The sequence below is a fragment of the Streptomyces sp. NPDC020422 genome (assembly GCF_044386705.1).
GTDB lineage: Bacteria > Actinomycetota > Actinomycetes > Streptomycetales > Streptomycetaceae > Streptomyces.
The window spans coordinates 77,074-98,458 of sequence record NZ_JBIRVJ010000011.1 but is presented as its reverse complement, the minus strand read 5'-3'; the positions used below and the strand labels follow the sequence as shown (position 1 = coordinate 98,458).

Genomic DNA, 21,385 nt, shown 5'->3' with positions numbered 1-21,385 from the left:
CTTCCGCTGCGAAAGGCTTCGGGTCAGCGCATCCTGGCACACCGTCTATTGGGGCCCCTTGTTCCAGACCACCCACTCCTCGCCGTACGAGGTCCCCGCCGTCGTGTTGAACACGGTCACCCCGCAGTCCAGCTTGTAGGGGATCTTGTCGGCGAAGTTCGTGTCGATGTCCAGCGCGACTCCGGGCGGCGCGCCCAGCTCCGTTCCGGAGACCCGCTGGCTGTAGTCGGGCGTCACGGTGTAGTGGGCCTGCATGCCCGGCTGGCTGAGCTCCCGCTTCAGGTTGAACTCCGACGCGTTGTGGTGGTTGCCGTTGGCGCTCTTCGTCAGCGGGGTCAGGTTCTCCATCGACCTGCCGGTGCCGCCGAGGTGGTGGTTGAGCAGGTGTCCCTGGACCATGTAGTTCTGGAACCACCGCGCCGTGTCCGGGTCCCCGTTCGGCCGGTTCTGGTAGTTGGTGGCGTCGGGCCACCAGGCGGGCTTGACCTCGGGAGCCTGGCCCTGGGGCATCTGCCCGTGGTGGAGACTCGCCTCCATCCTGGTTCCGGAGCCGTGCCACAGGTTCTGGTCGTAGTCGACACGGTTGCCGTTCGGATCGAAGACCCGCTGCACGACGGGCTCTCCCACCGCGGCGGACCCCTCCGCGTCCTCGACCCGCTGCACCGGCGCCGCCCCGCTCATCGCCCGGGTCGCGTTCGCCTCCGCCTCCCGCTCGAAGCGGTCCGACGGGTCGCTCACCTTCAGACCGGAGCCGTTCTCGGTGCCCGCCACGGGGCCCTGGCGCTGCTGGATGACATGGGTCAGCTCGTGGGCGAGGGTGTGGCGGTCGCCGCCGCCCTCGCCGATGACGACGTGGTTGCCGGAGGTGTAGGCGCGGGCCCCGACCTCGGCGGCGGAGGCCTTGGCGGCCGAGTCGGTGTGGATCCGCACATCGGAGAAGTCCGCGCCGAGCCGCGCCTCCATGTCCGCGCGGGTGGCGGAGTCCAGCGGCTGCCCGCCGGAACGCAGCACGTCGTGGACGGCGGACCGCTGCACCTGCGCGGGCGGCTCGTGGCCGCAGCCCGCACCGTGCTGGTGCTGCTCCCGGCCCGCGGGCGCGTGCCCGGTCTGGCGGAGCAGCTGGACGACGGCGGCGTTCCCGGCGGTGCCCTGGAGGGCGAGGAGCCGCTGCAGGGGCGCCTCCGGGGCGGTCCGCCCGGACGCGGCTCGGGTGGTGCGCGGGCCCGTCGCCCGGGCGTTGTCGCGGTCGTGCAAGGCGGCCTCTTCCTCCGGGTGTTCCGACCCCTCCTGCCTACCGGGCGGGCCGGTGCCGGATCCAGGTGCCGGAGGGCAGCGTGCAACGACCGGTCGGGCAGAGTTCGGCGCCCGTGTCACATTCCGGCGGGCCGGGCCGGTCGTACCCCGAGGGACGCTCCACCGGGGAGCGCCCCGACGGAAGGACGGCGAAAGCGATGACCACGATCCTGGTGACCGGCGGCACCGGAACCCTCGGCAGGCTCGTCACCGAGCGGCTGCGCTCGGACGGGCACGAGGTGCGGGTGCTGAGCCGGAGCTCCCGGCCGTACGCCGTGGACCTGCGCGCGGGCGGTCCGGGGCTGGCCGAGGCGGTGGCCGGGGTGGACACGGTCGTGCACTGCGCGAGTTCGCCGAAGGGCGGGGACGAGCAGGCGGCCCGCCATCTGATCGACGCGGCCCGCGGGGCCGCCGTCCGGCACCTGCTGTACATCTCGATCGTCGGCGTCGACCGGGTCCCGCTCGGCTACTACCGCAGCAAGCTCGCCGTCGAACGACTCGTCGAGCAGTCGGGCCTCGGCTGGACCGTGCTGCGCACGACCCAGTTCCACGACCTCGTGCTGCGCGTCCTGGAAGGCGCGGCGAGGCTGCCGGTGACCCTGCTCCCCGCCGGCGTCCGCGACCAGCCCGTCGAGGCCGCCGAGGTCGCCGCCCGCCTCGCCGCCCTCGCCCCGGCCGCCCCCGCGGGCCGCGTCCCCGACATGGGCGGCCCCGAGGTCCGCACCCTGCGCGACCTGGCCCTCGCCCACCAGCGCGCGACCGGCCGCCACCGCCGCGTCCTGGAGGTCCCCCTGGCCGGTCGCGCCTACCGCGGCTTCCGCGCCGGCGGCCACCTCGTACCGGAGCGGGCGGAGGGCACGGTCACGTTCGAGGAGTTCCTCGCGGGGCGTGCCTCCGCGCGGCGGTGACGGGGAACGGGACGAGCCCCCGGCGCCTGGGAGGCGTCGGGGGCTCGTCGTGGTGGGACGGGTGGGCGGGTGCCCTCGGGATCAGCCGAAGGACTTGATGCCCGCCCAGTTCACGGACAGGACCGTCTTGACGGCCGCGCCGGTGTTGGTGGTGCTGGGGTGGTAGACCTTCATCGTGCCGTCGGAGCCGTAGCGGACCCACAGGTCGGGGATCTTGTCGCCGTTGACGTCGGGGATGCCGATGACCGCGGTGATGTTGGTCGTCGTCCAGTTGGTGCCGTACGAGGTGTCGACACCCTCGCGGGAGGCCGCGGCGGTCTTCAGCGAGTTGATGTCGACGCTGCCGGCGACGGGGCCGGGCTTGCCGTGGCGGATGTAGATCGTGCCGGAGTCGAGGCTGCGCCAGAGCATGTCCGGGGTGCCGTCGAGGTCGACGTCCGCGATGTTGACGATGTCACGCGGGGCCCAGGCGGTGCCCTCCATCAGCGTGGCGGTCTGGAAGGTCGCCCCGGTGTAGCCGGAGAGGAGCCAGAACTGCGTGCCGGTGGTGAACACGACGTCGGTCAGCTTGTCGCCGGTGATGTCGCCGACGGCCTTCATCTCCGACCACGTCGACGGAGCCGGCGTGTTGGAGGGAAGACGGATCTTCAGACGGTCGTCGACGTTGAACGTGCCGTAGCCGTCGCCCGGGTACAGGTAGAACGTGCCGTCGGGGTCGACCGCGAACAGGTCCGTGGTGCCGTCGCCGGGGTAGACGTCCTGGTAGTGCGAGATCAGCGCGGCCTTGGTGCCGTTCCACCACGGGGCCTTCGGCGCCAGGACCGGCTTGCCGTCGGCGCCCATGGTGTAGGAGCCGGTCAGACCGCCGTACAGCTCTCCGTCCGGGGAACCGGGGTAGGAGAACAGGTTGCCGTTGGCGTCGATGATCATCAGGTCGGCGATGCCGTCGCCGCCGACGTCACCCGGACCGTCCGCGGTGTCGCGCGGCGGGACGTAGGTGGCGTAGTCGGTACGGGCGCTGACGTTGCCGAGCGAGTCGAGCGCGAACAGGTGCAGCCAGTTCGGGCCGGCGTGCGGCGGCTTGAGACCGGTGAGGGTGTACGAGCCGTTGGTCGCGGTGACGTCGACGTACGACATCCCCTCCCAGCCCCAGCGGAACTTCGCGGCGCCCTCGGAGGTGATGGTCATGTTGCCGGTGCCGCCGAACTTCACGTCCGCCCAGGTCGCGCCGTCGGAGGTGGCGCGCTTGAACGGGGTGGTGTCCTCGTCCACGGTCGGCGGCGGGGGAGCGGAGCCGTCGACGGTGAGGGCGCAGTTCTCGGCGGTGTTCGCCGGGAAGTACGAGGAGGTCGCGCCGACCGCGTCCTCGGCACGCACGGCCCAGTAGTAGGTGGCCTTGTCCTCGAGCGAGGTCGACGGGATCGTCGTGGACGCCCAGCCGCCGCTCGGCGTGACGAGCGTGCCGGCGGGGACCGTCGTACCGGCCTTCCAGAACTTGAAGCGCAGGTACTTCAGGTTGCCGTCGGGGTCGGAGGCGTAGGCCTTCAGGACGATGTTGGTCTTGCCGACCGTGACACCGGCACCGGGGCCGAGCACACAGGCACCGCCGGGGTTGGAGGTGCCGCTGGTGGGCTCGTTCGGCGCGGTGTTGTAGTCCACCTCGAGGGTCGCGGAGGTGGCGCGGAACTTGCGCCAGGTCTGCGTGTCCGACTCGCTGGTGGCGCGCATGCCGAAGGTGATGTTCGACCAGCCGCCGGTGGCGGCCTTCTGGGCGGCGGCGACGACGGCGGAGTTGTTGAACGTCTCGTAGTCGTCCGGGCAGGACGTCGACCAGCCGTGCGCGAAGGACTTCTTCTGCAGCAGCGTCGACCAGGACGGCTGCGCGTTCCAGGTCGTACCGGAGGAGATGCCGCCGGTCAGGTAGAACTGGAACTCACGGGCGGTGCAGGACCACGAGTGGTTGTTCAGGACCTTGAAGGCCGCCGAGGTGACGGTGGCCTTCTCCAGGTTCGGGTTGAAGTCCATGCGCCAGAACGAACGGCCCAGACCACCGGTGTCCGACTCGTAGCCGACGCGGGCGTCGGAGGTGCCGGAGGAGAAGTTGGTGCCGTTGTAGAAGCTGGAGTTCGGGTACGGACGGTAGGCCGTCGTCCACGCCTGCCAGCCGGAGTTCATCGTCGGGTCGACGAAGAGCGGGTACGTGACGTCCTTGGCGGACAGCAGCCCGGAGCCCGCGACGTTCAGGGCGATACGCGCGGCGCCCGTCTTGTCACCGTCGAGCCGCACGGGCAGCTGGGCGGACTTGGCACCGGGCTCGATGCCGGTCAGGCCGGACAGCTTGAGGACGTCGGCCGGGCCGGCCGTGGCGGTGTGGTTCGGGGTGCCCGCGGGCAGCTCCGGGTCACGGCCGCTGGAGTCCCAGGCGAACGGGGTCGGGATGGAGCCGATCTCCTTGCCGCCCTTGTCGAGGACGAGCACCCGGTTGGACTTGGTGTCGTGCCGGAAGGTGGCGGTGGCGGAACGCAGCCCGTACGAGACGGACTTCAGCGCCTCCTGCTTGGCCGCCTCGGGCGTCTTCACGATGAGGACCTGGGCGAAGCCGCCCTCCTCGCGCGCGACGAGCAGCAGGTCGACGCCCGGCAGCACCTCGGAGTAGAGGGCGCGGGGGCCGTCGAGCACCGGCTCGGGCAGGGCGCCCGGCCAGGTGTAGGCGATGGTGTGCCCGCCGAACTCGACCTCGGCGAGCAGCGTCTCGCCCGGCGTCTCGGCGCGGACGAACGAGCGGTCCGCCCGGGCGGCCGACTTGCTGCCGCTGGAGAAGCGCACCGGGTAGACGGCGTTGACCGGCGAGACACCGAGCCCGCGCGGCGCCTTGGCGGTGCGCGTGAGCTTGTTGTCGATCGGGGCCCAGGTGCCGGAGGCGTTCTTCGCACGCTGCGGCAGCGCATGCATCTGCGAACGCATCTGCCCGTTGGGCAGGGCCCACGTGAGCGAGGTCGCCGTGGTGGCGGTGTCGACGAGGACCTTCTTGCCGGTGCGAACGGCCTCGGCCCTCGCGGTGGTCGCGTCCTTGGGGCCGGTGGAGGCCTGCTTGGCGGCGGTGGTCTTGCCACCGGCCGTCGTCACGGGCGCGGAATCGGGCTGCCACCAGGGCAAGAGGGCAGCGGTGAGGGCGGCCAGTACGAGGCCGATGGACAAAGACAGCCGCGTGCGCGTGCGCACGAAGGGGCTGAGATAAGGCGGCGCGGACACGGCGGTCTACTCCCCCGTGAATCAGACGGATTGAGGACAGCACAACCAGCCCCTGACGGCAGGCCGCGGGGCAGAGAGCGGACACACGATCACACAGTCGGCACAAGCCGTCCACACATGAGAATTTTATAAGACCGTTAACCTTGGGTGGCACGGGCTTGACCGACCGTCATGAGACGCGCCTTTGGGCGATTAGGGCCGCCTAAGAGTCCGGTGATGTCCTGATTGGCGGCATCTATCGCGAAGATCATCCCTGGTGATCATCGGCGGCGAAATGGGGCGTGACGCAGCTCACTTCGCACATGCGCAACCGGGAACGAACGGTGTTGCCCCGTGCGCCGTTCATGACAGACAGTACGCACGCACGCGCCTGATCCAGGCGTGTGCATTTTGGTGTTTCCGCACCTCATTCGATGTCTGTATTGCCAGGGTGGGAGTCGACGCGCATGCGTGCTTCAGGTCCGCTGTCATGGCTGGGGCGGGGACGCCCAGCCGTGACAGAGTCACAACGACGGAGCCGGCGGCGAAGCCGCGCGGCGATCGTCCTATTGCTGTCCTCGACGCTGACGGTGACGAGCCTGGGCGGAGAGGCGCTGGCCATTCCCGGCCCGGGCATGAACCGCGAGGAGTCGACCACGTCGGTCGACCTCCCGGACATCCCCAAGAGCACCGAGCTCGGCGGGGATGCCGAAGCGCAGAAGACGCTGAGCACGGCGCCCGAGGTCCCGGTCGACCCGTACGACCCGAAGAACACGGTCGCCTGGCCGTCGGGCACGGGTAACGCGACGCTCTCGTCGACCAGCACGCCCGGCACCACCGTGCCGGTCACCAACGGTCTGCCCGTCGCCATCGGTGTCCCGACGGGCGGCGACCCCGCCGCCGTCGCCGGTGACTGGCAGGTCGGCCTCGCGCCGGCCACCACCTCGCAGGACGCGGGTGTCTCCGGTCTGGTCATGAAGGTGACCCCGCCGGCGACGGTCGACCCGGCCGCCGAGGTCGCCCTGACCGTCGACACCACGGGCTTCGCCGACCTCTACGGCCCGAACGCCGCCGAGCGTTTCGGTCTGATGCTGCTGCCGGAGTGCGTGTACTCGTCCCCGACCACGGGCGACTGCGCGGACGACGGCGGCACGGCCCCGATGTCCGGCAACGACGACGCGACCGGCGACGCCGAGCGCCTGCGCTCGACGGTGAAGACCGTCCCCGCCTCGAAGGCGCCGACGAAGTCCACCGCGGCGAAGGACGCGAAGACCCGCAACATCGTGACGGGTACGGTCCCGGTCGCGAGCCTGCTGGGCGAGGGCTTCACGGCCAAGCCGACGAAGGCCTCCTTCAAGGACGGCGTCCAGCCGGTCGCCAACGCGGCCGGCGGCTCGGCGGTCGGCCTGCTCGACACCGGCTCGTCGGTGTCCGGCGACTTCACGGCCTCGCCGCTCCTCTCTTCCGGCTCCTGGTCGGCGGGCTCGTCCTCGGGTGCCTTCACCTACGGCTACCAGGTGCAGGTCCCGGAGACGGCCGGCGGCCTGATGCCGAAGGTCAACCTCTCCTACTCCTCGCAGTCGGTGGACGGCCGTACGTCGTCGTCGAACAACCAGGCTTCGTGGATCGGTGACGGCTGGGACTACAACGCGGGTTCCATCACGCGTACGTACGTCAACTGCCGTCAGGACTCCAAGAAGGCCGGCTCCAACAACTCCACCCACAAGACGGCGGACCTGTGCTGGGGCTCGGAGAACGCCACCCTCTCGCTGGGCGGCATGACGACCGAGCTCGTCTGGGACGCCTCGAAGGGCAAGTGGTTCACGGCCAACGGTGACGGCTCGGTCGTCCAGCAGGTCAAGGGCCAGGCCACGGGCAACGGCGCCAAGGACGGTGAGTACTGGGTCGTCACGACGAAGGACGGCACCAAGTACCACTTCGGTCTGAACAAGCTGCCGGGCTGGTCCGACAACGGCACGGCCGCCGACGACCCGACCACGGACTCCGTCCTGACGGTCCCGGTCTACGGCAACCACGCCGGCGAGCCCTGCTACAAGGGCTCCACCACCGAGGACTGGAAGAACTCCTACTGCACGCAGGGCTGGCGCTGGGGCCTCGACTACGTCGAGGACGTCCACGGCAACGCCATGTCGCTGTGGTGGAAGAAGGACCAGAACTACTACGCGCGGAACTTCAACTTCAAGGCGCCGGTCGTCTACGACCGCGACGGTTACCTGTCGCACATCTACTACGGCCAGCGCAAGGACACGATCTTCTCCGCGACGGCTCCGGCCCGTGTCGGCTTCACTGTCGCCGAGCGCTGCTACACCGTCGGTTCCGTGACCTGCACCGAGGCGAACTTCACCTCGAAGGACCCGGGCCAGTACCGGCCCTGGTTCGACACCCCGGCCGACCTGCGCTGTGAGTCGGGCAAGAAGTGCTGGAACGCCGGTCCGACCTTCTGGACGCGGAAGCGTCTGGACAAGATCACGACCTCGGCCCAGCGCCGTACCGACACCACCGCGCGTCAGGTCGTCGACGAGTACCAGCTCAAGCAGTCGTTCGCCGAGCTGAAGACCGGCCCGAACACCGCTCTGTGGCTGGAGTCGATCAGCCGCACGGGTTACGCCCGCAACGGTTCCACCGACGCGAGCGTCACGCTGAACCCGGTGCGCTTCGAGCCGAACGTCGAGGACATGCCGAACCGCGTCAAGGCGGTCAACCCGCAGCGCCCGGGCTTCTCCCGGCTGCGCATCGCGCGTGTCATCAACGAGTACGGCGGCGAGACCGTCGTCACGTACAAGCCGATCGAGGGCAAGTGCCTCTCGGGCACCGGTCTGCCGTCGAAGACGGACACCGCCGGCCTGAAGGCGAACAACGAGCTCTGCTACCCGTCGTTCTGGAACCCGGACCCCGAGGTCGAGGACATCGACTGGTTCCACAAGTACGTGGTCCAGTCGATCGAGGAGCTCCCGAACGTCGACGGCTCGTACGCCACCAAGACGGCGTACGAGTACAAGAACCCCGGCTGGAAGCTCGCCGACGCCGAGTTCACCAAGAAGTCCACGCGCACGTACTCGCAGTTCGCGGGCTTCGAGCAGACCACGGTGCTCACCGGTACCGAGGACCCGGCGATCCACAGCAAGCAGTCGAAGGCGGTGAACCGCTACTTCCGCGGCATGGGCGACACCGTCCCGGTCAAGGACGTCCACGGCAACGTGATCAAGGCGTCCGACGGCTCGACCGTCTACGACCGTGAGCCGTTCGCCGGACGTATCGCCGAGGAGCTCGCCTACTCTGAGGCGACGGACGCCGACACGAACTGGCTCAGCCGAAGTGTCACGATCCCCGAGGCCACCGAGCTGGCCCGGCGCAACCGCGACGACGGCCTGGACCCGCTGAAGGCCTGGCGCGTCACGGAGCCGGAGGAGATCGCGTACACGAAGTCCTCCGGCACCAACTCCGACGACCCGCGCACCCAGCGCGAGGTCCGCACGAACACGACGTTCGAGCCGACCTACGGTCTGCCCACGCTGGTGGAGTCGCTGGGCGACACCGGCAAGACCGGCGACGAGTCCTGCACCAAGCTGGAATACCAGCACGAGACGACCAAGAACCTCATCGGTCTGTCCAAGCAGGTGCTGGCCTCACCGACCCTCTGCGCGAACGCGAACTGGGCCGACCTCAAGTCCCTTGTCGGCGGCGTGCGCACTGCGTACGACGGCTCGGCCTATGGCACTGCCCTCGGCACGTCGTCCCGTGGCCTCGCCACCGAGTCCTGGTCGCTGAAGGGTGACGGCACCGACTTCCAGACCAACGGCACCACCGGCTTCGACGCCATCGGCCGCGTGATCCGGCAGACGGACCCGAACCAGCAGTCGAACACCTTCACCTACGACCCGCCCACTGGGCAGGTCTTCAAGGTGACGGAGAAGAACCCGCTGCTGCACGAGACGGTCCGCGAGCTGGAGCCGGGACGCTCGGTCACCCTCAAGACGACCGATCCCAACGGCCGGGTCAGCGAAGCGAAGTTCGACCCGCTGGGCCGTCTCGCCGAGGCCTGGGGCCCGGGCCGTACCCCGGCGGCGGGCGCCGTGCCCGACTTCCGCGCGGTCTACACGATCCCTGCGGAGGAGACCGACCCGAACGACCCGTCGATCAGGACCCGCAAGCCTCCGTACGTCACGACGTACGCACGTGGCCACGAGGACCGGGTCGAGACCTCGGTCACCCTCTACGACGGTCTCGGCCGCGAGCGCCAGTCGCTGGAGGAGCCCGAGAGCGGTGACGGCTACCTCGTCACCGACACGCTGTACAACAGCTCCGGTGAGGTCTGGCAGACGAACAACGCCTACCTGACCAAGGAGGCGAAGCCGGGCGAGCTGTTCACCCCGCTCGCCGACACCGCGATCCCGAACATCACGCGGTACGACTACGACGGTCTCGGCCGCGTGGTCAAGGAGACCCCGTACCTGAAGAAGATCACGAACGCCCAGACCGGGGAATCCCAGTCGGTGGCGTTCGAGGAGCGGGCGACCAAGTACGAGTACGGCGAGGACTGGTCCAAGGTCGTCAATCCGCAGGGCCAGTCGTCCTACCGGGTCTACACCGACGCGCTCGGCCGCACCGTCCGCACGGACACGTTCAACCCGGCGGCCCCCGGCGGCTTCACGTCGACGGCGTATCAGTACGACACGCGCGGTCAGATGGTGAAGGCGACGCCTTCGGCCGACCCGACGCACCCCTGGACGTGGACCTACGACCAGCGTGGCCGTGTCGAGTCGGTCACTGACCCTGACTCGGGCACCACGCGGACCACGTACGACAACATGGACCGCGAGCTGACCGTCACCAACGCGCGCGGTGTGACGATCTGGAACGGGTACGACGAGCTGTCGCGCCCGAAGCAGCAGCGCCTGACCGGCTCCTCCGGCACGCTGCTCGCCGACTACACGTACGACACCGTCGCCGGCGCCAAGGGCATGCCCGCCACCGCCACGCGTTACACGGACGGTCTGGCGTACACGCAGAAGGTCAACGGCTACGACACGAACTACCAGCCGACCTCGACCACGTTGTCCCTTCCGCAGTCCATCGTCGACACGTGGGGCTTCAAGAAGGACTACGACTACACCTACAGCTACACGGACACCGGCCTCCTCGAAGAGGCGGGCCTCCCGGCGGTCGGCAAGTTCGATGCCGAGAAGCTGGTCGTCCGCTACAACAAGCAGGGCCAGCCGCTCTCCGTCTCCGGTAAGGACTGGTACGGCTCCGAGACCACGTACTCGCCGTACGGCCAGGTGCTCCGCTCCACTCTCGGCGCGCAGCCCTACCGGGTGTGGACGCAGAACTCGTACGACGAGGGCAGCGGTGCGCTTCAGGAGCAGTCGGTCTACCGGGAGCAGAACACCGCTTCCCTGGTCGGCGGCAACCTGGTGTCCAACCGGGCGTACACCTACGACCCGGCCGGCAACGTCACCTCGATCCAGGAGAAGTCCGTCGGGATCGAGGAGCGCCAGTGCTTCGTCTACGACCCGCTGGGCCAGCTGAAGTCGGCCTGGACCTCCAAGGACCAGACGGCCTGTGTCAACCCGCGCAACGCGGACGGCACGCTGAACAAGAACACCGACGGCACGATGCGGGTCGCCGCTGGTGCTGACGGTTCCGGTTACTGGCAGGAGTACGAGTACGACCTGCTGGGCAATCGCACCAAGCTGACCGAGAACGATCTGACCGGCGACACCACCAAGAACGCCGTCAGCACGTACCAGTACGGCACCGGTGCCGCCAAGGACCAGCCGCATACGCTGACCAAGGTGTCGAAGGCCTACAAGACCCCCGCGGGGGCGCAGGTCACGGCCGAGGCCACGCGTCTGTATGAGCTGACCGGCGAGACCAAGTCGATCACCTCGATCCAGAACGGTGACAAGCAGGACCTGACCTGGACCTACGACGGTCAGGTCGACCGGATCACCGGCCAGGGCTCGGGCGGCAAGTCCCCGTACGTGGGTCTGGGGCAGAAGTGCCTCGACCTCAAGTCGGGTCTCGCGGCGGCGGCTCAGCCGGTCTGGCTCTACGCGTGCAACGGCACGGTGGCGCAGGCCTGGCACTTCGACCCGGCCCCGGGCCAGGCGGACGCCAACGTCGGCACCCTCGAGGTCTACGACACCTGGTGCCTCCAGCCGGCGGCCAACACGGCCGGTTCGGCGGTCCAGCTGCAGAAGTGCGGCACGACCACTGCGGCCGCGACCTCGCAGCAGCTCAGGCGCAACGCGTCCGGTCAGCTGACCCACGTCGCCTCCGGCCTGTGCCTCGCGGTGCAGGGCGCGGCCAACGTGAACCAGACGCCGATCGTGCTCGCCACCTGCGACGCCGCTTCCACGGCTCAGCAGTGGCTGCCGCAGAACGACACCCGTCACATCTACGGCCCCGACGGCAACCGCCTGCTGACCATCCAGGGCAAGCAGGCCACGCTGAACGTGGGCGAGGCTCAGGTCACCGTCCAGCAGGGCGGCGTCCTGGTCCGTACCGAGCGCACCTACGCCGCCCCGGGTGGCTCGGTCCTGCGCTACGCCAACGGCACCGGTGGTGAGACCCTCACCGCTCAGACCGTTGACCACCAGGGCAGCGCGTACACCGAGGTCGGCCTCTACAGCGGCATGCCGGTCCGGGTGCGCAAGCAGGACCCGTTCGGCAACCAGCGCGGCGCCGACACGGCCGGTCAGAACCTCCAGACCCACAAGGGCTTCCTGGGCAAGACCAGGGACGACGCCTCCGGCTTCCAGCCGCTGGGCGCCCGTCTCTACGACCCGGTCGTCGGACGCTTCCTGTCGGCCGACCCGCTGCTGGACCCGAACGACCTGCAGCAGTCCAACGGTTACGCCTACGCGCAGAACAACCCGGTGACCTTCTCCGACGCCAGCGGTCTGTCGATCGTTCTGACGGCTTCGGAGCGGGCCGCGGCCCTTGCGGGCGCCGGTCTGTCCGCGGCGCAGGTTGCTCAGGCACAAGCGATGCAGGGCAAGTCCCTCACCTCCGTGATCCTCTCGGTGGCGTGGGAGACGCTGAAGGACTTCATCGGTATCAACGACGCCATGGCCTGCTTCGGCGGTGACATGTGGTCGTGCGGCAGCATCATCCTGGACGCCATTCCGTGGACGAAGCTGGGCAAGATCCCGTCGGTTCTGAAGGCCATCAACCGCACCATCGACGCCATCCAGGCCTTCAAGGCCGCGAAGAGGGCGGCCGAGGCCGTGCTCAAGGCAGCCAAGGCTGCCGAGGCGGCAGCCTTGAGAGCCAAGAAGCTGGCGATCGAGAAGGCCAAGAAGGAGGCCGCGCAACGGGCCAAGAAGAAGGCTGCCGAGGCCGCCAAGAGAAAGGCCGACGCAGCGGCCGCCGCGAAGCGGAAGACGGGTAACCCCGTCCACAAGAAGGCGCAGGCCAAGGCTGCGCCCAAGTCCTCGTCCGCGGCCAGCCACGGCAAGCGCGGCGGTTCCGGCAAGGGCTCCGGTGGTGGCAAGGCCAACACCTCCAAGCCCGGCGGTGGTTCCGGCGGTTCCTCCCGCAACAACGGTGGTTCCAGCGGCAGCGGCGGTTCCGGCAAGGCGTCCGACTCGCCCGGCTGCAACAGCTTCATGCCTGGCACGAAGGTGCTGATGGCGGACGGCTCCACCAAGGCCATCGACAAGGTCAAGGCGGGCGACAAGGTCCTCGCGACCGACCCGAAGACCGGGGAGACCCGCGTCGAGACGGTCACCGCCGGGATCAAGGGCAAGGGCCTCAAGCGCCTGGTCCAGGTCACCGTCGACACCGACGGCAAGGCCGGCGCGAAGACGGACCGCATCACGGCGACCGCCGAGCACCCGTTCTGGGTTCCCGAGCTGGGGCAGTGGACCGACGCGACGGACCTCAAGCCCGGTCAGTGGCTGCGGACCAGCGCCGGTACGCATGTCCAGGTCACGGGGGTCCAGCGCTGGACTGCACTGGACGCCACGGTCCACAACCTGACCGTGGGTGATCTGCACACGTACTACGTGCTGGCGGGATCGGCACCCGTCCTGGTCCACAACGACACCTGCCCGACAGGTGGCGGTGGTGATGCCCCGACCTACGTGGGCACGCCCAAGGACCCGGGTGTGCCCGAGCTCGTCGCCGCGATCGAGGCTCGGTATCCTGGCCACGTGAAGGCGGTCGAGATCAAGATCGTCGGTGCGGACGGCAAGGACATCACCGACTTCGACATCGTGACCCGCAACGCGGTGATCCAGGTGAAGACCGGTGGTGGCAAGGGTTCCAAGCACGACCACGAGCGGTACGAGTCGGCGACCGACTATCCGGTCATCAGCTTCATCTGGCCGAGCAAGAAGCTGAAGGGCTCGGTGGTCCAGGGGCAGGAACGGGCGGGCCAGATGGTCACGACCGATCTCGAGGAACTCCTGGCGGTGATCGCTCCATGAGAATGCGGAGGCGTCCATGTCCTGGCCATCCGTGGTCCTGATGGCGAGCGCACGTGAGTGCGCTGCCATCGAGGCCAAGGTCCGGAACCTCGGGGTGGAAAAGGACCCGCTCAGTGACGGGGACTTCCTGCACTGGAACGGGAACTCCTACGCGCTGGACTTCTCGGGCGACGTCCTTTCGGACTTCGAACCCGAGGAGATCGAGGACGCGACGCGGAAGATCGGGGAAGCACCCCATGCGATCTACGTGTCCTGTCAGTCGATGGACGCGGCCCGCGGGTTCCTGGCCCATGTGCTCCAGGGCTTCTCGGGTCTGATCGACACGAACCACGGCGATGTCGTCGACTTCGCCGAGTTCGTCGGACTCATCGAGCAGCACCCCGAATGGGACTGGCGCCGAACGGAGGTGGCCGAGCTTCTTGCGGGGCCGGGCGATGCCTAGGCTCCCGTGAAGCTCCCGCCTGAAGAAGGGAAGGCCCTGCCGCATTGTCATGCGGCAGGGCCTTCCTGCGTCTTCTGGACGCCCGCCCCCAGCGCCTAGGCCGACGCAAGCCGCGTGTGCCCCGCCGAGTAGAGGTCAGCCGCCGTGCCGATCAAGGCCGCGCCCGTCATGCCCGCAAGTAGGATGTCCGCCGGCATCACCGGTGACCGGCCCTGCCACGTCGACTAGCCCGTCATCACCGGGGCTCCCAGGGCGATGCCCGCCGTGCCGTTCGTGCCTGAGAGGGCGACCGACTCCGTCAGTCGGCTGCAGACGGATCTGGCCGGGGCCCGCATCCAGGGAGAGAGCGAAGCCTGATTTCGGGGAGCATTCCGAGGCGGAGATCGCCATGGTGCCGGCCACGCCGCCCACGAGCGAGGCGACCGCACCGAGGTCGAGGAAGGCCGACGTGAACACGGGACTCGGCCGCCAGTCGGGTCTTCAGCGCGTGGATGGGACTTCGAGGTCATGGCGGTTCTCTGGGTTCGCCGCGCCGAGAGGACCCAGCGGGCCGCCTCCACTGACTTGTCGGGGGGGCGTTCGTAGACGGCCCTCGAAGGCGGGATAGCTGCGGGCCGCCCCCAGCGATGCCGAGCATCTCCCGGTGCGGGACCGTCATCACGGCCCCGCGCGAAGTCGGCCGTCGAGCGGTCCCGCTGATCGAGAACGGTACGGCGCGGCCCCCGGCAGACAGCCTCAGCCCCCGGCCCCCGCCGGCTTCGGCTCCAGCAGGTCCCACCGGTTCCCGTACAGGTCCTCGAAGACGGCGACCGAGCCGTACGGCTCGTGGCGCGGGGCTTCGAGGAAGTGGACGCCGGCCGCGGTCATGCGGGCGTGGTCGCGGGTGAAGTCGTCGGTGTGCAGGAAGAAGCCGACGCGGCCGCCCGTCTGGGCGCCGATCGTGGTCGCCTGGGTCTCGTCCTTCGCGCGGGCGAGCAGCAGGCCCGTGCCGTGGGCGCCGCGCGGGCGGACGACGACCCAGCGGGTGCCGTCGCCGCGGTCGGTGTCCTCGACCAGGTCGAAGCCGAGGGCGCGGGTGTAGAAGTCGACGGCCTCGTCGTAGTCGCGGACCACCAGGGTGACCAGGGCCAGGGCGGGCAGGGCGGGGGAGGTGGGGAGGTCGGTCATGGGAGGCAACGTAATACGTATGACTCCAGGGGCGCCAATGGGCGCGCGGTGCGACAATGCCCCGCATGGACGCCACCGAACTGGATCGGCTCGCCGAGCGGGCCAGGGCGCTCGCCGAGGCCGGGGGGCGCCGGGTGCTCGGGATCGCCGGGCCGCCCGGCGCCGGCAAGTCGACCCTCGCGGCCCGGCTCGTCGCCCGGCTCGACGGGAGCGCCGTCCTCGTCCCCATGGGCGGCTTCCATCTGGCGCAGGCCGAGCTGGAGCGGCTCGGGCGGGCCGGCCGCAAGGGCGCGCCCGACACCTTCGACGCCGCCGGCTACGCCGCCCTGCTCCTGCGGGTGCGGGCCGCCGAGCCCGGCACGACCGTCTACGCGCCCGCCTTCGACCGGGCGCTCGAAGAGCCCGTCGCCGGGGCGATACCCGTACCGCCCGAGGTCCCGCTGGTGATCACCGAGGGGAACTACCTGCTGCACGACGAGGGGCCCTGGTCCGCCGTGCTGCCGCTGCTCGACGAGGCCTGGTACCTGGACCTCGACGCCCGCCGGCGGGTGCCCCGGCTCGTCGCCCGGCACATCCGCTTCGGCAAGGAGGAGGAGACCGCCCGGCGCTGGGTCGCCGACTCCGACGAGGCCAACGCCCGTCTGGTGGCGCGCGGGAGGGGCCGGGCGGACCTGGTGGTGCGCGGCGCCTGACCCGTACGGTGGCGCCATGACCCACGCGCCGGCGCTCCTCGTCATCGACATGCAGAACGCCCTCGCCGAGATCGCCCACCGCGCCCCCGAGACCATCGCCGTGATCGCCGGACTGCGCGCCCGCGCCCGCGCCGCCGGTGTCCCCGTCGTCACCGTCCAGCACCACGGCGGGGGCCTCGGGCCCGGCACGCACGGCTGGCGGATCGTCCCCGAACTGGCTCCGGCGGAGGGGGAGTCGGTGATCGCCAAGACCAGCGCCGACAGCTTCCTCGACACCCGCCTCGACGCGACCCTCGCCGCCCTCGGCGTCACCGAGATCCTCGTCACCGGCTTCGCCACCGAGATCTGTGTCGACACCACGGCCCGCCAGGCCCTCAGCCGCCGCTACGACCTCGTCCTGGTCGCCGACGGGCACACCACCTCGGTGCGCGGGGGCGACGGACCGTACGCCGAGCCCGACCGGTCCGTCGCCCACCACAACGAGATCTTCCGCCACCTCGACTTCCCCGGCCGCAGCATCCGCGTCCTGCCCGCCGCCGAGGTCGACTTCGGCGCGCCCGACGGCACCCGCTAGCGCGCGGCCCGGACGGCGCCTGCTGGCGCGTGGGCCCGGCGGCGCCTGCCGGCGCGCGGCCCCGACGGCACCCGCTAGCGCGCGGCCCGGACGGCCGCCGCCCGCGCGAGCGCCCGCACCACCGGGTGCGGCCTGCTGCCGTCGCCCGACAGCTCCGGCTGGAAGAGCGTCGCCAGGAAGAAGGGGTGGCCGGGCAGTTCGGCGATCCGGATCTGACCGTCCTCGTCCACGCCCGTGAACCGCATCCCGTGCCGCTCCAGCGTGTCCAGGTGGCGCCCGTCCGGGCCGTACGCGCAGTGGTAGCGCTCGGTCGTGCGCTCCGCGCCGATCACCGACTCCGCGAGTGAGCCCGGCGTCAGCCGCACCGCCCCCTCGTGGCCGATCAGCGAGCAGGCCAGCGGGGCGAGCAGCAGGTCCTCGGGGTCCGCCTCGGGGTCGTTCTCGGCGTGCGCGGCGTGTTCGAGCCCGCACACGTTGCGCGCGAACTCGACCAGCGCGTGCTGGAAGCCCGCGCAGGTGCCGAGGAAGGGGATGCCCTCCTCGCGCGCCGCGCGGATCGCCGCGAGCGCCCCCGCCTCGCTCTCGTACGGGCTGCCCGGCAGCAGCCACACCGCGTCGAAGCCGCTCACCGCGCCCGGCTCCGCCGCGTCGCCGGACGGGATCCAGTACGCGTCGAGGACGAGGCCGTCCCGCCGGGCGAGGGCGTCGAGCAGGAGCGGGATGCGGACGTGGGACTTCACATGGGGGGAGCGGTCGCCGACCAGGGCGATCCGGGGGGTGCGGGAGGTGCGGGAGGTGGGAGAGGTCAGGGGCCGGTGGGGGGTGTGGGTGTCTGCGGTCGTCATGTCGACCATGCTGGGCGGCCGCCCCCGTTCACGTCCAACGATGATTCCTGCACTGTCCATCACGATCACTTATCTCGTACTCGCTAGGCTGACTCCATGACCAGCAGCAGCGACACCGGAGACTGGGAGCGCCGAGTCCAGGACCTCTGGGCCGGGCTCGACTCCTATGAGGACCCCGCCGAGTTCCGCGCCCGGCTCGACGAACTCGCCGCCGAGCGACCCGCCGACGACCCCGTCGCGCTCTTCGAGCGGGGCGCCGCCCACGACTCCACCGGGCACCCGGAGGAGGCCGTGCGGCTCTACCGCAGGGCCCTCGACGGCGGGCTCACCGGGCTGCGCCGCCGCCGCGCCGTCGTCCAGCTCGCCAGCAGTCTGCGCAACCTCGGGAGACCCGACCTGAGCGTCGAACTCCTCACCGAGGAGCGGGCGATCCCCGCCGAGCGGCTCGACGCCGAGGAGAAGGCCCTGGCCGGAGCCGTCGACGGCTTCCTCGCCCTCGCCCTCGCCGACACCGGCCGCGACCGCGAGGCGGCCTCCCTCGCCCTCGGCGCCCTGGCCCCCCTCCTGCCCCGCTACAACCGCTCTCTCGCGCACTACGCCCGCGCCCTGCTGACCGCGCCCGACGCGTCCTGAGCGGCCCCTGCCCCCATGGACCCGCACCTCCTGCGCACCTACCTCACCGTCGCCCGGCTCGCCTCCTTCTCGGAGGCGGCCCGGGAGCTCGGGTACACCCAGTCCGCCGTCTCCCAGCACATCGCCGCCCTCGAAACGGACCTCGGGCTGCCGCTGCTCACCCGCAGGCCCGTCGGCCCCACCCCGGCCGGCGAGCGGCTCCTCGAACACGCGGGCTCGCTGCTGCTGCGGCTCGACGCGGCCCGCGCCGACCTCGCGCGCTTCGCCGCGGCGCCCCGCGAGACGCTCACCCTCGTCGCCGCGCCGCTGGCCCTCGCGCCCCGCACCCTCGCCGCGCTGCCCGCCACCGGGGTCACCCTGCGGACGCTGCCCCGCGACGAGGTGCCGGCCGTCGTCGCGACCGGCGCCGCCGACCTCGGGCTCGTCGACGGCATCGCCGCGCCCAGCGACCCGCTGCGGCTGCCCGACGTCGCCCCGTTCACCGCCCGCAGGGTCGCCGAGGAGCCGCTCGCCGTGGTCCTGCCCGCGGACCATCCGCTCGCCGGACGCCCCGGGCTCCGGCTCGCCGATCTCCTCGACGCCCGCTGGCTCGACGCCCCCGAGGCGGGCTTCCCGCTCGACCGGCTGCGCGCCGCGCACGGCGGACCCGCGGGCCACGGCTTCCGCCCCGCCCTGCGCTACGAGGGCACCGACGCCCGCACCCTCGCGGCCCTGGCCGCCGCGGGCCACGGGCTCGCCCTGCTGCCGTACCCCGCCGCCGTCCAGGTGCCCGGTGCCGCCGCAGTCCCCCTCACCGCCCCGCGGCTCGTCCACCGCACCGAACTGCTGAGCCCGAACGGCGAACCGACCGGCCTCGCCGCCGAGTTGGCGGCCCGCCTCGCCGCCCCGCCCCGCGAGCGGCCGGCCGGGCCGATCCGCCCCTGATCCCGCGGACAGGCCCTAGTCTGACCGGAACGGGCGCGATACGGCGACGAAAGGCGGGCGGACGTGGCGTGGTTCCGGCGAGGGCCCAGGCGGGACGGCGAGGACGCCCCGAGGGACCCGGAGTTCTCGTACTTCTCCGAGCGCGAGGCCGCCCTCTTCCGCGGGCGGGTCCGCGAGGCCTTCGCCGAACTCGGACTCGAAGTCACCGTGTACGCCGACGCCGTCACCGACGACTCCGGGCGCCGCTTCGGCCTCGGCACCCTCGCCGCCGTCTGCCACCAGGACCCGCGCGGCACCCCCGTCTGGCCCCAGCTGGTGCGCCGGCACGTCCGGCTGTGGGTGCGCGCCCTCGACGGGCCGTCCGCCCTCGACACCCTGCCGCCCGAGCAGATCCGCGCCCAGCTCTACCCCCGGGTGGTCAGCGGCGAGGGCATCGACGCCGGCACCTTCGGCTACGCCCGCACGGTCGCCCCCGGGCTCTACGAGGTCCTCGCCCTCGACCTGCCCGAGAGCGTCATGACCCTCACCGACGAGGCCCTCGAACGCCTCGGCGACCCCGCCCGGCTGCGCGAACGGGCCCTGCACAACCTGCGCGACCTGCCCGTCGAGGGCCACGAGACCGTCAAGGACGCCGACGGGATGCGCTTCGAGGTGATCCTCGGCGACTCCTTCTACACGGCGAGCCGCGTCCTCGACCTCGACGCCGTCGTCCGCCGCGTCACCGGCCGGCCGCTCGGCGAGGACGGCGCGCTCGTCGCCCTGCCCTTCCGCCACCAGCTCGCCTTCCACCCCATCCGCGACACCAGCATCGTGCCCGCGCTCGGCGCGATGGCCTCCTTCGCCGCGTCCGGCTACGAGGACACGCCGGGCGCCATCAGCCCGTACGTCTTCTGGTGGCGGGCCGGCACGCTCACCCAGCTCAGCGAGTACGCCGAGGAGGACGGGCAGCTGCGGATCGTCGTCGGCGACGACTTCCAGGACCTCCTGGAACGCCTGATCGTGCGCAACCCCGAGCAGGGCCGCTGACCGGTCGCGCCCACCGCGCCGGGCGGGCAGGATGCTGTACGTCGAGGAGGAGATCACCCATGCCCGAGAGCACCGCGCCCGCCCCCTTCACCGCCGAGGACTACCGGGCCAGGATGGCCCGCGCCGCCGACTCCGCCGCCGAGGCGGGACTCGCCGGCGTGCTCGTCGCCCCCGGCCCCGACCTGGTCTATCTCACCGGCTACCAGCCCACCGCGATCACCGAACGCCTCACCGTCCTCGTCATCGCCCCCGGCCGCGACCCGGTCCTCGTCGTCCCGACCCTGGAGGCCCCGGACGCGGAGAAGGCCGTGGGCGCCCCGGCGCTCACCCTGCGCGGCTGGACCGACGGCAAGGACCCGTACGCGGTGACCGCGCCGCTGCTCGACGCCGACGGGCGCTTCGGCGTCAGCGACAACGCCTGGGCCATGCACCTGCTCGGCCTCCAGCAGGCCCTGCCCGCCACCTCGTACGTCTCCCTCACCGAGGCCCTGCCCATGCTGCGGGCGGTCAAGGACGAGCACGAACTCGCCAGGATCGCCGCCGCCGGGGCCGCCGCCGACCGGGCGTACGGCGAGATCCTGGGGGTCCGCTTCGCCGGGCGCAAGGAGACGGAGGTCGCCGCCGACCTGGCCCGGCTGCTCATGGAGTTCGGCCACTCCCAGGTCGACTTCACCGTCGTCGGCTCCGGACCCAACGGGGCCAACCCGCACCACGAGGCGGGCGACCGCACGATCGAGCGCGGCGACATGGTCGTTCTCGACTTCGGCGGCCTCAAGCACGGCTACGGCTCCGACACCACCCGCACCGTCCACGTCGGCGAGCCCACCGACGAGGAGCGGCGCGTCCACGACCTCGTACGGGAGGCGCAGCAGGCCGGCTTCGAGGCCGTCCGCGCCGGAATCGCCTGCCAGGACGTGGACCGCGCCGCCCGCAGGGTCATCGCGGACGCCGGCTACGGCGACTACTTCATCCACCGCACCGGCCACGGCATCGGCGTCACCACCCACGAGCCGCCGTACATGATCGAGGGCGAGACCCGGCCGGTCGTCCCCGGCATGTGCTTCTCCATCGAACCGGGCGTCTACCTGCCGGGCCGCTTCGGCGTCCGCATCGAGGACATCGTCACCCTGACGGAGGACGGCACCGGGCGGCGCTTCAACAACACGCCGCGGGAGATGGCGATCGTCGAGTAGC

General features: G+C 71.1%; 13 protein-coding genes. 9 read left to right on the top strand and 4 right to left on the bottom strand.

The window, feature by feature from the left end:
- Positions 1-45: 45 nt before the first annotated feature.
- Positions 46-1,254 carry a DUF4157 domain-containing protein gene (locus ACH414_RS28185; RefSeq protein ID WP_382545791.1) on the bottom strand — a complete coding sequence of 403 codons (1,209 nt, stop codon included), beginning with the start codon at positions 1,252-1,254 and terminating at the stop codon, positions 46-48.
- 197 nt (positions 1,255-1,451) lie between these two features.
- Between ACH414_RS28185 and ACH414_RS28180 the strand changes: the two genes are divergently transcribed.
- Entirely contained in the window at positions 1,452-2,201 is a 750-nt protein-coding gene (locus tag ACH414_RS28180) for an SDR family oxidoreductase (protein WP_386567388.1), read from the top strand.
- 81 nt (positions 2,202-2,282) lie between these two features.
- On the opposite strand, the gene ACH414_RS28175 is transcribed toward ACH414_RS28180, so the two are convergent.
- A complete protein-coding gene (locus tag ACH414_RS28175; RefSeq protein WP_386567391.1) occupies positions 2,283-5,453 on the bottom strand; it encodes a DNRLRE domain-containing protein in 3,171 nt (1,056 codons plus the stop codon).
- A gap of 614 nt (positions 5,454-6,067) precedes the next feature.
- On the opposite strand from ACH414_RS28175, the gene ACH414_RS28170 reads away from it, so the two are divergent.
- Both ACH414_RS28170 and ACH414_RS28165 read left to right on the top strand, forming a co-directional pair.
- Positions 6,068-13,888, top strand: a complete 7,821-nt coding sequence (locus ACH414_RS28170; protein ID WP_398943969.1) for a ricin-type beta-trefoil lectin domain protein — start codon at positions 6,068-6,070, stop codon at positions 13,886-13,888.
- Between the two features lie 16 nt (positions 13,889-13,904).
- Entirely contained in the window at positions 13,905-14,330 is a 426-nt protein-coding gene (locus ACH414_RS28165; protein WP_398943850.1) for a hypothetical protein, read from the top strand.
- A gap of 735 nt (positions 14,331-15,065) precedes the next feature.
- On the opposite strand, the gene ACH414_RS28160 is transcribed toward ACH414_RS28165, so the two are convergent.
- Complete coding sequence (locus tag ACH414_RS28160; RefSeq protein ID WP_398943967.1) at positions 15,066-15,470, bottom strand: VOC family protein; 405 nt, start codon at positions 15,468-15,470, stop codon at positions 15,066-15,068.
- Between the two features lie 83 nt (positions 15,471-15,553).
- Here ACH414_RS28160 and ACH414_RS28155 point away from each other — a divergent pair, with 83 nt between their 5' ends.
- Both ACH414_RS28155 and ACH414_RS28150 read left to right on the top strand, forming a co-directional pair.
- Positions 15,554-16,189 carry a nucleoside/nucleotide kinase family protein gene (locus ACH414_RS28155; protein ID WP_398943849.1) on the top strand — a complete coding sequence of 212 codons (636 nt, stop codon included), beginning with the start codon at positions 15,554-15,556 and terminating at the stop codon, positions 16,187-16,189.
- Positions 16,190-16,205: 16 nt separating this feature from the next.
- Complete coding sequence (locus ACH414_RS28150) at positions 16,206-16,763, top strand: cysteine hydrolase family protein (protein ID WP_398943847.1); 558 nt, start codon at positions 16,206-16,208, stop codon at positions 16,761-16,763.
- 74 nt (positions 16,764-16,837) lie between these two features.
- On the opposite strand, the gene ACH414_RS28145 is transcribed toward ACH414_RS28150, so the two are convergent.
- Complete coding sequence (locus tag ACH414_RS28145; protein WP_398943845.1) at positions 16,838-17,608, bottom strand: hypothetical protein; 771 nt, start codon at positions 17,606-17,608, stop codon at positions 16,838-16,840.
- Positions 17,609-17,704: 96 nt separating this feature from the next.
- On the opposite strand from ACH414_RS28145, the gene ACH414_RS28140 reads away from it, so the two are divergent.
- The 4 genes from ACH414_RS28140 (at position 17,705) to ACH414_RS28125 (ending at position 21,384) form a co-directional block, all read left to right on the top strand.
- Positions 17,705-18,241 (top strand): tetratricopeptide repeat protein, encoded by a 537-nt coding sequence (locus ACH414_RS28140; protein WP_382545813.1) that lies wholly within the window; start codon positions 17,705-17,707, stop codon positions 18,239-18,241.
- Positions 18,242-18,256: 15 nt separating this feature from the next.
- On the top strand, positions 18,257-19,165 hold the full coding sequence (locus ACH414_RS28135) for a LysR family transcriptional regulator (RefSeq protein WP_386567404.1): 909 nt from the start codon (positions 18,257-18,259) through the stop codon (positions 19,163-19,165).
- A 63-nt stretch (positions 19,166-19,228) separates the two neighbouring features.
- Complete coding sequence (locus ACH414_RS28130; protein ID WP_382545817.1) at positions 19,229-20,191, top strand: hypothetical protein; 963 nt, start codon at positions 19,229-19,231, stop codon at positions 20,189-20,191.
- A gap of 59 nt (positions 20,192-20,250) precedes the next feature.
- Entirely contained in the window at positions 20,251-21,384 is a 1,134-nt protein-coding gene (locus ACH414_RS28125; RefSeq protein ID WP_398943843.1) for an aminopeptidase P family protein, read from the top strand.
- The last annotated feature ends 1 nt before the right edge of the window (position 21,385 follow it).